We start from the raw sequence: 16,192 nt of genomic DNA, 5'->3' as shown, positions 1-16,192 counted from the left end.
GAAGCATCCGCCTCTCACCAGTAATCCGCCCTCTCCACCTCGCCGCTCAACTCCCGCAACCGCCGCAGCGTCGCCGCGGTTGTATCCTTCGGTAGCGCATCGAGCGCAAAGAACCCGCTCTCGGCAATCTCCCGGTCCGGCAAACGCGGTGCGGTCTGCTCCACGGTGACCCGGTAGAGCAAGACATGGTCACGCCTGCTGGCATTGCGGTTGTAGTAGGCATGGAAAAGCGCGATCTCGCCACGGATCTCCAGATTGCCTTCCTCGCGCAATTCCTTGCGTAGCGCCTCGATCGCCGTCTCCCCGCGCTCGACGCCGCCGCCCGGCATGTACCAGCCGGGCACGTAGGTATGGCGGACCAGAAAGATACGGCCTTGTCCGTCGAAACAGGCGGCGCGCACCCCGAGCGTCATCCCGCGCGTCATCATGAAGATGCGATGGAGCAGCCAGACGACGATCCGGCTGCGCAAGCCGCGGATTTCCGGCACCCCGTGGCCGTTCATTCATAACTCCGGGAGCGCCCAGAAAATCGATAACGATTTCCGCCCTCATGCGTTATGTGTGCGCCATGTTCAAATTCGCGCATATCTCCGACATCCATCTGGGGCCGCTTCCAAAACTGACGCTTCGCGAGCTGTTCTCGAAGCGGATCACCGGGTTTGTGAACTGGCACCGCAATCGGCGCAAGCACCTTTTCGTTAATACGCTCGACCTGCTTTTGAGCGATTTGAAGACGCGCGAACCGGATCAGCTGGTCATCACCGGCGATCTCGTCAACCTGGCGACCAAGATCGAGACGCGGCTTGCCGGCGAGTGGCTGCGCACCATCGGCGAGCCCTATGACACGACGGTGGTGCCCGGCAACCACGACGCCTATGTGCCGGGCGCCCACGACAAGTCGGTCAACGAATGGTATCCCTTCATCAAGAGCGACGACGATCCGGCGGAATGGCCGGAGGAGGATCATATCTTCCCCACGATGCGCCGGCGCGGCCCGCTCGCCATTATCGGCTGCTCGACCTCCAATGCCACCCTGCCCTTTTCGGCGTCGGGTTATTACGGCTCGCGGCAGGCGCGCGAAACCGTCAACCTGTTGAAGCAGGCAGGCGACGAAGGCCTTTTCCGGGTGGTGCTGATCCACCATCCGCCGATCCGGGGTGCGGCCTCTTCGCATAAGCGCATGCTCGGCATCCGGCGCTTCGCAGCGGCGATCTCCACCGGCGGCGCCGAGCTCGTGCTGCATGGCCATACCCACCTCAACACGTTGTATTGGCTGCGCAGCCATAGCGGCAATGTGCCGGTGGTCGGCATCGCATCGGCCTCGCAGGGGCCTGGCGGCCACAAGCCGCGCGCCGCCTACAATCTCTTCACGCTGTCCGGCGAGGCCGGTGCCTGGAACCTGCTCTGCGAGCGTTACAGCCTCACCGAACGGGGCGACGGCGTCGCGCTCGACAACAGCCGGCTTCTCTACGGCCACGAGCCGGCGACGATGTCGATTCCGCAAGTGGCGAGAATGTTGTAGAAACAATGCCGCGATTGTTGCGGAATCGCCACAATCTCGTCATAACTAATAGCTCGTTCTAGTTATTGCAGTATATCATAGGTAAATCGCCCCTATCCATGACCCAACCGAGCCCATCGACCGACATCCGGCGCGATCTCGTAGCACTCCTGCCGCGCCTGCGCCGATTTGCGCTGACGCTGACGGGAAGTGCGGCCGAGGCCGATGATCTGGTGCGTGAAGCGGCCGGCCGGGCGATCCAGAAAAGCCATCACTGGAAGGGCGAAGGCCGGCTGGAAAGCTGGCTTTTCAGCATGATCCGCAGCACATTCGTAGACGAAGCCAAGAAGCGCCGTCGCGCTGAGGGAAATGCCGCCGGCGACGCTGCCACGTCCGGAAGTTCCGGTCCGTCGAAGAAGGACACCCTCGCTTGTCTGCCGGACGGGCTGGCGAGCGTTTTCCTGCTCGCCGATGTGGAAGGTTTCGCCTATGCGGAGGCGGCCGCCATCCTCGGCATCCAGCCGGATCTCTTTGCTGCCCGCCTTTGCACCGCACGTCTCAGCCTGGCTGCGGCCGCCGCCGAAACGAGCGAGCGGAGAGCATGAGGATGAACATCCCGCAACCCTCGCCGCTCGAACTGCGGCTTTCCGCCTATATTGATGGCCGGACCAGCGACGACGACAGGCATGACGTCGAGGAACTGCTGGTCAACGACCCGCAGGCCCGGTCCCTGCACGACGCGCTGAAGCGCGGCGCCGATCTCGGACGGCGCGCGTTTGACGACATGCTGAAGGAGCCGGTGCCGCTCGATCTGGTGCGTACCATCAAGAATGCGCCGTTGCCGCGCCGGGCCGTACGCCTGCCGCAGGGGCCGCGCCCGATGCTTTCCTTCAAGCCGCCCGGCCTGCAGGCGATCACGGCCTGCGCGCTGTTTTTCGTGCTCGGCGGCGGTATCGGCTATATGATCGGCGGCAACCCCGCGGTGCCGCAGTTCTCGATGATTTCCATGCCCGGCGCCAGCAGCCGCGACTGGCTGGACGATATCATCGCCCATTACCGCCTCTATGCGCGCCAGACCAATCACCTCGCTGAAATCCCGGCCGAAAGGCCCGCCGATATCCTCGAATGGCTGACCACCAATACCGGTGTCGGTTTTCGGATCCCCGATCTCAGCGACAGCGGCCTGACCTTCCAGGGCGCCCGCCTGTTTGCCGCCGGCGGCGGGCCGGTCGGCCAGCTTCTCTACCGGCGCGCCGACGGCGATGGAGACGGCGATGTGATCGCCATCTCCTTCACCAAGATCCGGCCGGACGGCAACCGCTCGATCGAGGAAATCCGCAACGACACCGGCCTCGTCTCCTGGGTCACGCCGCTTGCCACCTACATGATCATCGGCCCCTCCTCGGCGGCCGACCTGGACGACATCGCGGCCAAGGCGGCGGGGTTGATCTGACGCCGCAGGTTGACCTAGCTCAAACACCCGATCCATGGTCCGGCATAGCCTCCATCCAAACCATTGGAGGTCTACCATGCCAACCGAAACCATCGTCGTCGTCAGCTTTATCGTAGGCGCCTTTGCCGTCTTCGCGGTTGCTCTTGCCTTCGCCAGCGCGACCTCGAGCAAGTAAACGCTACCGCACATGAATCAAAAAACCGCCCGAAGATCCAGGCGGCTTCTTTCCCCTCATATGCGGCAACGAGGCTCCTCGATTACCCCCGCGCCTTCAGCACTCTATTCGCCGCCGAGACAATCGCTTCGAGCGATGCCGCGACGATGTTCTTGTTGATGCCGGCGCCGAAGAGTTTTCCGTTCGGGTGCTCCATCTCCACATAGGCGATGGCGGACGCGTTCGAACCGTGCTGCAGCGAATGTTCGGAATAGTCGGCGACCGAGAGCTCGATGCCGAGATAGGTCGAGAGCGCGTTGATGAAGCCGTCGATCGGCCCGGTGCCCTTGCCCTCGATCCGCTTCACCTCGCCGCCATCGGTAATCTCCGCGGCAACGACTCGGATGCCCTTGTGGTCGGTGCCGGCCGGGTAGGTGTGGTGGTCGACGAATTTCAGCCGTGCATCCGGCTGGTCCACATATTGGCGGATGAACTGCTCGTAGATGCGCTTCGACGGAAGCTCCACGCCCTCTTCGTCGGTAATCCGCTGGATCTCCTCGCGGAACTCGACCTGCAGGTTGCGCGGCAGGTTCAGGCCGTAATCCTCCGCCAGGATATAGGCGATGCCGCCCTTGCCCGACTGCGAGTTGATGCGGATGATCGCCTCGTAGGAACGGCCGACGTCGCGCGGATCGATCGGCAGGTAGGGCACTTCCCAGACCGGATGATTAGCGACCTTGATCGCCTTCATGCCCTTGTTGATCGCATCCTGGTGCGAGCCGGAAAAAGCCGTATAGACCAGTTCGCCGACATAAGGGTGGCGTTCCGGAATGACCATCTGGTTGGAATATTCGTAGACCGCCTTGATCCGCTCGATATCGGAGCAATCCAGTTCTGGATCGACGCCCTGCGTGTACATGTTCAAGGCCAACGTCACCACGTCGACATTGCCGGTGCGCTCGCCATTGCCGAACAGCGTGCCCTCGACACGGTCCGCGCCCGCCATCAGGCCGAGTTCGGTGGCGGCGATGCCGGTGCCGCGATCGTTATGGGGATGCAGCGAGATGATGATGTTTTCGCGGTTGTCGAGATTGCGGCACATCCATTCGATCTGGTCGGCATAGACGTTCGGGGTCGCCATCTCGACCGTCGAGGGCAGGTTGAGGATCAGCTTGTCCTCGGCGGTCGGCCTGATCACCTCGGTGACCGCATTGCAGATTTCCAGCGCCACTTCCAGCTCGGTGCCGGTAAAGCTCTCCGGCGAATACTGGAAACGAAACCCGCCGCCGGCCTTCGCCGCCATGTCGGTGATCATCTTCGCCGCATCGACGGCGATCTGCTTGATGCCCGCAACATCCTTGGCGAACACCACGCGGCGCTGCAATTCGGAGGTCGAGTTGTAGAAGTGGATGATCGGCTTGTGGGCGCCTTCCAGCGATTCGAAGGTGCGGGTAATCAGTTCCGGCCGGCACTGGACAAGCACCTGCATGGACACGTCTTCCGGCACGCCGCCCTCTTCGACGCACCAGCGGGCGAAGTCGAAATCGGTCTGCGAGGCAGACGGGAAACCGATCTCGATTTCCTTGAAACCCATGTCGAGCAGCATGCGGAACATGCGGGCCTTGCGGTCATGGCCCATCGGGTTGACCAGCGATTGGTTGCCGTCGCGCAGGTCGACCGAACACCAGATCGGCGCCTTGTCGATGATTTTCGATGGCCAGGTGCGGTCCGGAATGTTGATTGTCGGGTAGGCGCGGTATTTCACTGCCGCGTCGGGCATCCCGGATTTGTGGCCGGATTTCGGGGAATGAGTCTTGGCGTCCATTGTCGTCGTCTCTTCTCGCTTCACGCGTCGCTCGGCATCCGTCAGGGGAACTGCCATTAGGCGATGCGGACCTTTAGGGGTCTTTTGTGGCCTGGTCTTGAATGTTCGTGAGAGGAGCTCTTATGCCGGGCGGGCTTTCGGCCGCCGGGCGCTCCTCAACGGACCCGGCAACCGCGCGTAAGGTCGAGGCTAAGAAGCGAGGAAAGCGCAAATACCATCGTCCCGGCCGCGATGCGGCGGGTAGACGAACGGTCGGACATGATTGCGCCTGTCATGGTCATGTTGCGCTTATAACCAATGGATCCGGCGACGGCAAGCCCACTCTCGCCGGCTATGGAAAATCCGCACACCACACCAAATGGGCGAATTTGAATCAGGAATTCCCCTTGACAGGCGATCGGTCGATATTAAGGTTAATCAACCTATGGGGGAATATTCCATGGCTGACCTTTCCTTTGTCGCGACCATCGCGTTGGTCGCGCTGCTGGCGGCTTTCGCCTTTGTCACACTTATAAAACTGTTGGATGGCAGTATCAGCATGAGTGGGATGCTGGCAAATGGCAAGGATCAACCGAACGATCCGGAGCGCGTCGTCATGCTGATCGGGACGATCGCCGGCGCTTTTGCCTATTTCTCCTATGGGTTGAAGTCAATCGGGACCGGCGGAACGCTTCCGCCTGTCCCGCAGGAAGCGGTGATGGCCCTCGGGGGCAGCAATTTTCTCTACATTTTCGGCAAGATATTCCGGCCAAGGAAGTGACCCATGTCCATATTCGATCCGCAATTCATTTCGCGCCTCGTCGCCATCGTCGTCAGCATCATCATCCTGGCACTGGCCGCAGCCGTCATCAGGGCGATCTGGAAAAACGACATCAACCTCAACCACCTCCTCAGCGAATCACCGCAGGCCGGCGCCGCGCCGGACGAGGTGCCGAAAGCAAGCCTCAGCCGGTTCCAGATGCTTGTCTTCACATTCGTCGTCGCGGGGCTCTATCTCGTGCTGTCTCTGGAAACGGGAACGCTCATCGAAATCCCCGACGGAACGCTTGCGCTGATCGGCATCAGCAGCGGGACCTATGTGCTGGGAAAGGTGATCAGCGGCCAGAAGCCGCCGCCGGCACCGCCCGCGGCTCCTGCACAGCCCCAGCCGCCGGCTGGCCCCTGAGAGACCCAGACCACGAGAACCACCGGCTGACGAGCGATGGGAGAGCCTTATGCGCAGTATATTCGGCATTTCAAACGGGTTGATGGCCGCGATCCGGCTTGCCGCCTCGGCAGGCATGCTTGCCGTCCCTTCAAGCATGCTCATCGCCTCCGCTGGCAATGCGCAGGCGGGCGAAGCGCTGCCGGCGGACCTTCAGGGCTGCGCTTCGATATTCGATCCTGTCGGGATGCCGTCCGGCACGGACGGGGCCGACGAACACGAATACACGTTCCAGAACGGCAGCCTGCCACCGGTTCCCAATCCGCCGTTCCTCTATCGCTGTCATCTCGGCGGCTTCGCATTGCGGTTCAATGGCGTCACCAAAGTGCCGGATTGGGTTGCCGAGGATATCATCCCCGAGGAGGTCGGCAGCGGCGCAGAACGCAGCGATGACTTCTTCGTCGACAAGACCCTGCCCGAAGGCTATTCCGCGCTGCTGTCCCATTACAAGCACAGCGGCTACGATCGCGGGCATCAGGCGCCGGCGGGAGATTTTTCCGCAAGGCAGGATCTGATGGACGAGACCTTCGTCCTCTCCAACATGGGGCCGCAGGTCGGTGCCTGCTTCAACCAGGGTATCTGGCGCGAGCTGGAAACGGCGATCCGCAACCTCTTGCCGACCCGGCCCCGTCTCATCGTGTTCACGGGCCCGATCTTCTCAGGCCCGTTGAAGACCGTAGACGACGTCAAGGCCGAACGTCGGGCCAAAGCGGCTAAGGTGGCCAACCCGCCGCCGACTGCACCCGCAGCCATCCCCCCTCAATCTCCGACTACCGGACAGACAGCCTCTCCCGCATCCCCGACCGCTGACGTGAAACCGGCAGAGGCATCCGCTGCCTCGACAGGCTCGGTCGCGATCCCGACGGCATTCTTCAAGATCGTCTATGCGGTGGAGGAACAACGGGCCATGGCTTTCCGCTTCAGGAACGAGGCGCGGTGCAAGACCTCCTATGCGGCAGAGGAATTCCGCACGACCATCGACGCGATCGAGGAAGACACCGGGTTCGATTTTCTGGCCGCCCTCTCCGCCCGCCGGCAAACCATTCTAGAAAGGCAGGTATCGCCCTTCTGGACGTGGTGAACTCGGCCGCCCCATCCCTCGTTCAAGCCCGGCGTTTCACAGCCCGCTGCAACCCCATCATCACCCCGCCGGCCACCAGCCCCCAGAACGGCCCGGAAATCCCCGCAAACGAGAGGCCCGACGCCGTCACCAGGAAGGTGATCGCCGCCGCTTCCCGCGTCTCCGGGTCGCGATAGGCCGCAAAGGCCGCGTTGGAAAACGCGCCGATCAGGCCAAGGCCCGCAACCGCCTGCAGAAGGATCGGCGGCGCCAGCGACACGAAGGCGATGATGCCGCCGGCGATCAGGCCGAACACGATGTAACCGAAGCCGGCGACGATCGCCGCCCAGTAGCGTTTGGCAGGATCGGGATTGGCATCCTCGCTGGCGCACATCGCCGCCGTGATCGCCGCCATGTTGACCGGCACGCCGCCGACGAGCCCGCCGAGGATCGAGAAGATGCCGGTGCCGGCAAACATCACGCCCGGCGGCGGCTCGTAGTGGTGCACCTTGAGGATCGCCATGCCGGGAATGTTCTGCGAGGCCATGGTAACGATGAAGAGAGGCAGCGCGACGGAGATCGCCCCGTGCAGGGTAAAGACCGGCGTGATGAAGATGAGCTCCGGATGGATCGCCGCGCCGATCTGCGCCATCGCGTCCGGAGCAAGGTCGACGCCGAAGATCAGCACCAGGATCAGCGCGCCGAGCGACGCCGGCACCGCCCACAGCCGCCACCGCGAAACCACGACCATCCAGGTCAGCACGATCGGCAGGCCGAGCGCCGCATTGAAGGCGACGGCCTTCACCGGCGCGAGGCAGAGGCTGAGCAGGATGCCGGCAAGCATGGCATTGGCGAGCGGCGCCGGAATCAGCCGGATTGCCCGGCTGAGCGGCCGGAACAGGCCGGAGAGAATGATCAGCACGCCGCAGACCACGAAGGCGCCGACAACGGCCGGAAACCCGCCCTCGATCATGCTGATGCCCGACAGCAGCGCCGCACCCGGCGTCGACCAGGCGATGCTGATCGGCATCCGGTACCAGCTCGAAAACACGATCGCCAGCAAGCCCATGGAGATCGATTGCGCCAAGAGCGCCGAGGCGATCTCCGGCGCGGTCGCGCCCATCGCTTGCAGCCCCTGCATGATCACCGCAAACGAGCTGACGAACCCGACAAAAGCGGTGAGCAGCCCCATCATCAGGGCCGAAACGGTAAAATCCTTGAACATACGGGCGGGGACTCGTGAATTTCAAAGTCCGCAATCGAACATAGGCCCGCCGGCAAAGGCAAGGTGCGTTTGCGGCAAAAGGGTACGGCTGGGTGGGAAAGCAATGGCTGCAGCCGACCGGTTGCCTTTGCCGGCTGCCGGTCCGCCCTTTTGTTCGTGCCCGCGAATATTCGCATCTGTTGATAATTTGGAAGGAGTTTGGCGGTAGTCTATGGCCCGTGCGCCCGTTGCTTCCGGTCGGTCCGGTCATGCAGCCCGGATTGCATCAACGCCCGGGAAACGCAATGACGGCAGCTCACCTTGCGCCAGAGATCGAGATGGGACGGGAGACCGCCTTTTCCCGCGATCAGCTTTATTTCATTCTGTCAGCACTTCCGGACCCCTGCTTCGTCCTCACCCGCAGCGGCCGCTATGTCGCGCTCTTCGGCGGCAAGGATACCCGTTATTATCATGACGGCAGCAATCTCGTCGGCAAGAGCCTCTATGACGTCCTCGTCTTCGAGAAGGCGCACCGCTTCATGCGGGAAATCGAAAAGGCGCTCGCCTCGCGTGCCCTGCATATCATCGAATACAGTCTCGCCGGCAGCGACGTGAAGGGGTTGGAGAATGACGGCCCCGACCATCCGATCTGGTTCGAGGGGCGCTTGCAGGCGCTTGATTTTGAGGTCAACGGCGAGGATGCGATCGTCTGGGTCGCCAGCAACATCACGGAAAAGAACGCTATCGAGAACCAGTTGCGTCATCAGAGCGAGACTGATGCGCTGACCGGCTTCTTCAACCGCCGCAAGCTGATGGACGTGCTCGCCCTGAAATTCGAGCTTTTTCGCGACGAGCATATCCCGACATCCGTCTTCATGTTCGACATCGACCACTTCAAGACCATCAACGACGAGCTTGGGCATGCGATGGGCGATACGGTTCTGAAGGCGATCGCCGACGTGTGTCGCCAGGAGTTGCGCAAGACCGACTTCCTGGCTCGCCTCGGCGGCGACGAGTTCGTCGTCGTGATGCCCGCCACCCGGCAGGAACACGGCACCGTCATTGCCAATCGGCTGCGCCAGCGTGTCGCCTCCGAGGTCAGGGAGACGCTTGGCCATCACGCCACGATCAGCGGCGGCCTGAGCGAATTCCTGCCCGCGGATGCCTCCTGCGAGGATATTCTGAAACGCGCCGACGACGGTCTCTACCGTTCCAAGCGTGCCGGCAGGAACCGGATCAGCCCCGTATAGGCACGGGCGTGGTCCCATTTCCGTACAGACGGGATTTTGTGCCTCTTCGGCACGTGATTGCGTAACTGACACGCAGGTAAATTAGACAATCTTAAATTTTGTCGGCGACAGTTGGGGAATGCCATCGGAAATCTCCATGACCTCGCTGCCATTCCTCTCGAAATCAAAATCGTCCGGCCTTCAGTTTTTCGGCCTCGGTTATTTTTTCCCGGCCATACTTGCCGTTGCCGGCCTGTTGGTCGGGGTGGTTCGCGCCGATATCGAGAAACGTGAGCAGCACCATGTGGCGCAGCAGGTCAAGGCAGCCGAGCAGCTGGCCAGGGTCGCCGCGAGCCTCGAGACCAACATCCACGGCAACGTCAACCTGATCTACGGGTTGGTCGCCGCCATTGCCGCCAACCCGAATATCAACCAGCCGCAATTCACGGCGCTTTCGGAACGGATTTTCGACGTTCCCTCGCAACTGCGCAATGTTGTCGCCGCCAAGGATCTGGTGATCGGCCTGGTCTATCCCGAAGAGCCGAACAAAAAGGCCCTGGGCCTCGACTACCGCACCAACGAGCCGCAGAGGGATGCTGTGATGAGGGCCGTCGAGCGGCGGGCGCTCGTCATCACCGGCCCGGTCAATCTGGTACAGGGCGGCCAGGGGCTGATCGCCCGTTATCCGGTCTTCTCGCTTGCCAACGGCCGGTTCTGGGGTGTCGTTTCGGCGGTCATCGACCTCGACAGGCTCTATACCGACAGCAACGTCAATACCCCGCGCCAGGCACTGGATATCGTGATTTCACGGCGGCCCATTCCCGCCGAGCGCGACGTCTTCCTCGGAAACTGGGCCCTGTTTTCGCAAGATCCCGTCAAGTCTAGGATCGAACTCGGTTACGACACCTGGTACCTCGCCGCTGTCCCGAAAGGCGGATGGCAAGGCTCGCCGCCGGACATGTTCAGCTTCCGGATCACCGCCCTTCTGATCGCCTTCTGCATTGCCGCCCCGCTCATCTGGGCAGGGCTGCTGATGAAGCAGCGCCACGGCAATATCCTTACCTTGCAACAACGCGAGGAACAGCTGGAAACGCTGTCCCAGCGCCTCGAACTGGCGCTCCAGGCCTCGGGCGTCGGCGTCTGGGAATATGAACCTTCGACCGATACGCTGATCTGGGACCGGCGCATGCGCGAACTCTACGATGCGTCGCCGGACCGGGCCATCCTGGAATATGCGGACTGGCGCAATGCGCTGCATCCCGACGACTTGCAAGCTGCCGAGACGTATTTCCGCAAGGCACTCAAGGAAGAGACGAGCTACCGCACCGAGTTCCGGGTCGTGTCGGGTAGCGGCGAAATCCGCCATATCCGCGCGCACGGCGCCACCTACCGGACCGCGAGCGGCGTCAAGCGCATGGTCGGCGCCAATTGGGACGTCACCCGGGACGTCACACTCCATTCCGAACTGCAGCTGGCACAGACGCAGGCCGAGTTGCAGAACGACGAATTGCGTGCCGCAAGGCGCACGCTCGAATACCAATCGCTGCACGACGCCTTGACGGGCCTGCCGAACCGGCGCTTCCTCGACCAGTTCATGACCACCGGAAAGAGCCAGGCTGCCGATCACCGGCTGGCATTCATCCACATCGATCTCGACCGCTTCAAGGAAGTCAACGACACGCTCGGCCACGCTGCGGGCGATGCCGTGTTGAAGGCCGCCACGTCCCGCCTGCTCGATCTGATCGACCACGACGAGTTCGCCTCGCGCATCGGCGGTGACGAATTCGTTGTCGTGACCGGGGGGGCGGAACCGCAGCGTCGGGCAGAATATCTAGCCCAGTCGATCGTCAACACCCTTGCCCGCCCCATCGATATCGGCGGACACGAATGCCGCATCGGCTGCAGCGCCGGCATCGCCTGTCAGAGCGATACCGGCGAGGAATTGAGCCAATTGCTGATCAACGCCGACATCGCGCTCTATGAGGCCAAGAAACGCGGCCGCAACCGCGTCGAGGTGTTCTCCAAGGAGCTTCGCTCCGCAGCCGTGCTGCGCAAGCGCATGTCCGACGAGTTCCTGAGCGCGCTCGAAGGCGACCAGATCATCCCGTTCTTCCAGCCCCAGTTCGATGCGCATTCGCTCGCCATCGTCGGTGTCGAGGCGCTGGCCCGCTGGCAGCATCCCAACCGCGGCCTGCTGGCGCCGGACAGCTTCCTGGCGATCGCCGAGAGCCTGCACCGGGCGGCCGATATCGATGCCATCATTCTCGAAAAGGCGCTCTTCCAGTCGGTGAGATGGAGCGCGCTCGGGCTCGATATCCCGCATCTCTCCGTCAACATCTCGGCGCAGCGCCTGAAGGACGAAAGGCTGTTCAAGCGGCTGGCCGAACTGCCGATTGCGCCCGGAACCCTGTCGTTCGAACTTCTCGAATCGATCTCCTTCGAAGATCAGGACAAGGAGTTGAGATCCGCAATTCTCGACCTGAAGGCGCTCGGAATCGATATCGAGATCGACGACTTCGGCACCGGCCACGCCTCGATCGTCAGCCTTCTCGAACTCGGGCCCAAGCGGCTGAAGATCGACCGCAAGCTGATCGCACCGCTCGAAGCCGCCGGCTCGCAGCGCCGTCTGGTCGCCTCGATCATCGAGATCGGCCGCTCCCAGGGCATCGAGATCGTCGCCGAAGGCGTGGAGACCACCGCGCATGTGGACATCCTGCGCAGCCTCGGCTGTCAGACGCTGCAGGGCTACGTCTTCGCAAAGCCGATGCCTGCCAACGACTTCATCGCCTTCGCAACGGACTGGCAGGCCGGCAACCGCTCGGCGCTGGCGGAGGAAGTGGGTCATCTCCCGAAAAAAAACGAAACCTCGCAAAACACCTGTTGACCCGACCCCTGGGGCTGCCCCGATAGGAAGAGCGGTCAACAACCAACGAGGTGATTCCTTGAGTTCTTCCGCACACTATCTGAACCCGTCCGATGCCGCCGAACGGCTCGGCATATCTCCCAAGGCGCTGCGTCTCTACGAACAGCGTGGCTTGATCGCTCCGGTCCGAACTGCAGCCGGATGGCGGACCTATGGCCCCGCGGAGATGGCCCGCGCCGGCGAGATCGCGGCATTGCGAGCCCTCGGCCTCAGCCTCGCGCAGGTGGCGCGCGTGCTGAAGGGCGATGCGCAGGAGCTCGCTCCCGCGCTTGCCGCCCATCAGGCGCGGCTTGAAACGGAGGCCCGCCGAATCGCCGGGACGGTCGAAAAAGTCCGCGCTCTGCGCACGGGCCTTGCCGGCGGCGATCCGCTCGGAATGCACGAGTTGACGCGACTGACGCGTCCGGTGGCCGAAGTCGTCGCAGCGTTCGACCTTCCCTGGCCCTGGGGCGGCGAGCGCTTCGAACTCAGGGATGTCAGACCGCTCAACTACATCATCGGCCCGCTCGGCAGCGGCAAGACGCGGTTCGCAAAGGCCATTGCCGAACACCTTCCGGGCGGAGTCTTCGTGGGTCTCGAACGGGCCGTCAACGACGACGACGCCAGGGCACGGATGGAAACCGATCCGGCTCTGAAGGCTCGTGTCGAACAGGCCCTTTCCTGGCTTCTCGACGAAGGTGCGGCGGAAACGCCTGCCCTCACCGCCCTCCTCGTCGCGCTGGAGGCCGACGGAACCGATATCCCGGTCATCGACATGATCGAACAGGGCCTCGACCAGGCATCGCAGGAAGCGCTCGCCGCCTATCTGCACAATCGCCGGCCAGGCGCCTGTCCGCTCTTCATCATGACCCGCTCCTCGGCGATCCTCGATCTCGGCGCCGTCGGACAGGACGAGGCGATCATCCTTTGCCCGGCCAACCACAGCCCGCCGAGCCGCGTAGCCCCCATCCCGGGAGCGCCCGGCTACGAAGCCGTCGCCACCTGCCTTGCCGCACCCGAGGTCCGCGCCCGCACCGAAGGCGTCATAGCCTGGCGTCCGCAGGTCGCCTGAACCGCAGCGGCCTGCAGTCCGGCAGGCGCCTCCCCGCAGCAATGCGAGCCGGCACGCAACAAAAAGCCCCGCCAACATTCGCCGGCGGGGCTTTTTCAATTCGAATGGCGCAAGCGATCAGACTTCGCTCTGCGACGTCACGATCCGCGAAACCAGGCCGTAGGCCTTGGCCTCTTCGGCGGACAGCCAGTAGTCGCGATCCGTGTCGGCAGCAATCTTTTCGACCGACTGGCCGGTGGCTTCCGCCATGATCCTGTTGAGCCGCTCGTTCATCTTGATGATCTCGCGGGCCTGGATCTCGATATCGGATGCCATGCCGCGGGTGCCGCCGGACGGTTGATGAAGCAGGAAGCGGGTGTTCGGCAAGCAGATACGGCGTTCCTTGGGAACGGACACGTAGATCAGCGCGCCGGCCGATGCGACCCAGCCCGTACCGATCATCCAGACCTTCGGCTTGATGAACTTGATCATGTCGTGGATCGAATCGCCCGATTCCACGTGGCCGCCGGGCGAGCTCACATAGATGCGGATGTCGTCGTCGCTGGCGGCGGAAAGCGCCACGAGCTGGGTGCAGACCTTCTGCGCCAGTTCCTGGGTGATCGTTCCGTAGATGAAGATCGAACGCGACTTGAAAAGATTCGCTTCCGTTTCCTTGCCGAGCGGCAGTTCCTTGGTCTTGTCGTCCTTGTCGTCTTCGTCGTCGAGCACGCTGAAAGTCTCCTGCATCAGATTCATATATCGGACATAATGTGTTCGCCGCCGTAAAACAATGGAGCTCGGAGTCTAAGACGGCACCTTCCACGGACTAAGGTGAATGACGTAGCACAGAGCCTCCTGTCGCGACGATTGCCGATGGACAGCCATCAGGAGCTTGCCTATCCTCCGATGCCATTCCGCATTCGCATAATTTCAGGGGACACAAATGCTGAAACGCCTTTCGCTCGCCGCCGCCATTCTGACTGTCGCCGCCGCACCCGCCTTCGCACATCTCGATCCGGCCGAACACGGCTCGTTCCTGGCAGGTTTTTCCCATCCGCTGTTCGGCGCGGACCATATCCTGGTCATGGTCGCGGTCGGCCTGTGGGCCGCGCAGACCGCGAGCGACAGCAGCCGCAATGCACTATGGACAATCCCCCTGGCCTTCGTCGGCACCATGGCCTTCGGCTTCCTGCTCGCACTCGGCGGCGTCGGCCTCCCCTTCGTCGAACCGGCGATCCTCGCCTCGGTGATCGGGCTTGGCCTGCTCGTCGCAACGGCGGTGAAACTGCCGGTTTCGGCAGCAGCGGCCGTCGTCGGCGTCTTCGCATTGTTCCACGGCCACGCCCATGGCGGCGAACTCGGCCAAGCAGGTGCCTTGGAGTTCGGCATCGGCTTCATCATCGCCACCGCCTTGCTGCATGCAGCCGGCATAGCGCTCGGCCTCGGCATCGCCCGCTTCAGCCCTTACATCGCCCGTATCCTCGGCGCCGGAACCGCGCTTCTCGGCCTGTCGCTGGCCTTCGCCTGAGGCCGAAGATTACCGAAATGTAAGGGATTCCGGCTTTGAAATGCCGGAATCCCTGCCTACCTTCTTGTCCACGGCAAACGCCTGCAAGGAGGCAAACATGTCACCGGAAGAACGCCAGCTTCTCACTGCCCTTTTCGACCGCATCCGCACCGCCGCCGCCACGCCGCGCGACCGAGATGCGGAGACCTTGATAGACCAGGCAACCCGCGAACAGCCCTATGCCACCTACTATCTGGCCCAGGCCGTGATCGTGCAGGAAAAGGGCCTGGAAGCCGCCGCCAATCACATCAGGGAGTTGGAAGAGCGCGTCCGCCAGCTCGAGGCGGAAACAAGCGACCATCACCGCGCCGAACAGGGCGGCGGATTCCTGAGCTCGATCTTCGGCACCGGTCAGCCGCAGCAGTCCCCCGCCCCGCAGCCCGGTTTTCGAACCGGTCCCGGGTCCCAAGCAAGCCCCCTGGCAAGCCCCCAGTCCGGCCCATGGGGCGCCGCCCCACGTCAGAGTTACCGCACCGGCAGCGACTATGACGACGGTTACCGCGCACCCCCGCCCTCCGCCGCCCCCTGGAGCGGCCAGGCATCGGTTCCGTCAGCCGGCGGCAGCTTCTTGCGCGGCGCTTTGGGGACAGCAGCCGGCGTCGCGGGCGGCATGCTGCTCGCCAATTCGCTCTCCGGCATCTTCGGCAGCCACATGAACTCGCTCGGCTGGGGTTCGCCGCTCGCCGGCAGCAACCCGTTCGGCAGCGGCAACGCCCCGGCCGAGGAAACAATCATCAACAACAACTATTTCGGCGATGACGCCATCCGCCAGGCCTCGGACGGCAATGCCGCCGCCGCCAACAGCAATGATGCCGCCGATAAATCCGGCTCGAACGACGGCTGGCAGCAGGCCGACTACACCGACGATGACTTTTCCGACGACCAGGCGGATTTCGACAACAGCGATCTGGGCAGCGACGATTCGATGGATGTGTGATTGAGAGGCTCTGCGGTGGATAAAGCGCAGGGGCCCTTGATGTAAGGACGGAAGGCTGACCTTCGACGTTGGAGCGCACGAGGCCCCTGCCCCGCCGGGCATCTC

15 protein-coding genes are annotated in these 16,192 nt (G+C 63.0%); 11 read left to right on the top strand and 4 right to left on the bottom strand.

Annotation, left to right across the window (positions count from 1 at the left end; genetic code table 11):
* Positions 1–14: 14 nt before the first annotated feature.
* Positions 15–503: an NUDIX domain-containing protein gene (locus J2857_RS04920; RefSeq protein WP_210008895.1), complete on the bottom strand. Its 489-nt coding sequence runs from the start codon at positions 501–503 to the stop codon at positions 15–17.
* Between the two features lie 65 nt (positions 504–568).
* Here J2857_RS04920 and J2857_RS04915 point away from each other — a divergent pair, with 65 nt between their 5' ends.
* The 3 genes from J2857_RS04915 (at position 569) to J2857_RS04905 (ending at position 2,954) form a co-directional block, all read left to right on the top strand.
* Positions 569–1,522 (top strand): metallophosphoesterase family protein, encoded by a 954-nt coding sequence (locus J2857_RS04915; protein WP_210008894.1) that lies wholly within the window; start codon positions 569–571, stop codon positions 1,520–1,522.
* A gap of 98 nt (positions 1,523–1,620) precedes the next feature.
* On the top strand, positions 1,621–2,106 hold the full coding sequence (locus J2857_RS04910) for an RNA polymerase sigma factor (protein WP_210008893.1): 486 nt from the start codon (positions 1,621–1,623) through the stop codon (positions 2,104–2,106).
* A gap of 2 nt (positions 2,107–2,108) precedes the next feature.
* The gene (locus tag J2857_RS04905) at positions 2,109–2,954 is read left to right on the top strand and encodes an anti-sigma factor family protein (protein WP_210008892.1); all 846 of its coding nucleotides are present in this window, start codon (positions 2,109–2,111) and stop codon (positions 2,952–2,954) included.
* Between the two features lie 257 nt (positions 2,955–3,211).
* Here the strand turns inward: J2857_RS04905 and leuA are convergent, their stop codons facing one another.
* A complete protein-coding gene (gene leuA / locus J2857_RS04900; RefSeq protein WP_210008891.1) occupies positions 3,212–4,933 on the bottom strand; it encodes a 2-isopropylmalate synthase in 1,722 nt (573 codons plus the stop codon).
* A 358-nt stretch (positions 4,934–5,291) separates the two neighbouring features.
* Here leuA and J2857_RS04895 point away from each other — a divergent pair, with 358 nt between their 5' ends.
* The 3 genes from J2857_RS04895 to J2857_RS04885 are packed head-to-tail and all read left to right on the top strand — an operon-like array spanning position 5,292 to position 7,218.
* Complete coding sequence (locus tag J2857_RS04895; protein ID WP_210008890.1) at positions 5,292–5,693, top strand: hypothetical protein; 402 nt, start codon at positions 5,292–5,294, stop codon at positions 5,691–5,693.
* A gap of 3 nt (positions 5,694–5,696) precedes the next feature.
* Positions 5,697–6,098, top strand: a complete 402-nt coding sequence (locus J2857_RS04890; RefSeq protein ID WP_210008889.1) for a hypothetical protein — start codon at positions 5,697–5,699, stop codon at positions 6,096–6,098.
* A gap of 49 nt (positions 6,099–6,147) precedes the next feature.
* Entirely contained in the window at positions 6,148–7,218 is a 1,071-nt protein-coding gene (locus J2857_RS04885) for a DNA/RNA non-specific endonuclease (RefSeq protein ID WP_210008888.1), read from the top strand.
* A gap of 22 nt (positions 7,219–7,240) precedes the next feature.
* Here J2857_RS04885 and J2857_RS04880 read toward each other — a convergent pair whose 3' ends face one another.
* A complete protein-coding gene (locus J2857_RS04880) occupies positions 7,241–8,422 on the bottom strand; it encodes a benzoate/H(+) symporter BenE family transporter (RefSeq protein WP_210008887.1) in 1,182 nt (393 codons plus the stop codon).
* A gap of 284 nt (positions 8,423–8,706) precedes the next feature.
* On the opposite strand from J2857_RS04880, the gene J2857_RS04875 reads away from it, so the two are divergent.
* From J2857_RS04875 to J2857_RS04865, 3 genes are all read left to right on the top strand, one after another.
* The gene (locus tag J2857_RS04875) at positions 8,707–9,651 is read left to right on the top strand and encodes a GGDEF domain-containing protein (protein ID WP_210008886.1); all 945 of its coding nucleotides are present in this window, start codon (positions 8,707–8,709) and stop codon (positions 9,649–9,651) included.
* Positions 9,652–9,787: 136 nt separating this feature from the next.
* The gene (locus J2857_RS04870) at positions 9,788–12,514 is read left to right on the top strand and encodes a bifunctional diguanylate cyclase/phosphodiesterase (RefSeq protein WP_210008885.1); all 2,727 of its coding nucleotides are present in this window, start codon (positions 9,788–9,790) and stop codon (positions 12,512–12,514) included.
* Positions 12,515–12,572: 58 nt separating this feature from the next.
* The gene (locus J2857_RS04865) at positions 12,573–13,604 is read left to right on the top strand and encodes a MerR family transcriptional regulator (RefSeq protein ID WP_210008884.1); all 1,032 of its coding nucleotides are present in this window, start codon (positions 12,573–12,575) and stop codon (positions 13,602–13,604) included.
* Between the two features lie 117 nt (positions 13,605–13,721).
* Here J2857_RS04865 and J2857_RS04860 read toward each other — a convergent pair whose 3' ends face one another.
* Positions 13,722–14,330 carry an ATP-dependent Clp protease proteolytic subunit gene (locus J2857_RS04860; protein ID WP_210008883.1) on the bottom strand — a complete coding sequence of 203 codons (609 nt, stop codon included), beginning with the start codon at positions 14,328–14,330 and terminating at the stop codon, positions 13,722–13,724.
* Between the two features lie 196 nt (positions 14,331–14,526).
* Between J2857_RS04860 and J2857_RS04855 the strand changes: the two genes are divergently transcribed.
* Positions 14,527–15,111 carry a HupE/UreJ family protein gene (locus J2857_RS04855; RefSeq protein ID WP_210008882.1) on the top strand — a complete coding sequence of 195 codons (585 nt, stop codon included), beginning with the start codon at positions 14,527–14,529 and terminating at the stop codon, positions 15,109–15,111.
* Between the two features lie 97 nt (positions 15,112–15,208).
* Positions 15,209–16,087, top strand: coding sequence for a DUF2076 domain-containing protein (locus tag J2857_RS04850; protein ID WP_210008881.1), 879 nt, complete (start codon positions 15,209–15,211; stop codon positions 16,085–16,087).
* The last annotated feature ends 105 nt before the right edge of the window (positions 16,088–16,192 follow it).

The sequence above is a fragment of the Neorhizobium galegae genome (genome assembly GCF_017877055.1).
Lineage (GTDB): Bacteria > Pseudomonadota > Alphaproteobacteria > Rhizobiales > Rhizobiaceae > Neorhizobium > Neorhizobium galegae_D.
The sequence above is the reverse complement of the archived record's forward strand: the minus strand, read 5'-3'. Positions and strand labels throughout refer to the sequence as shown.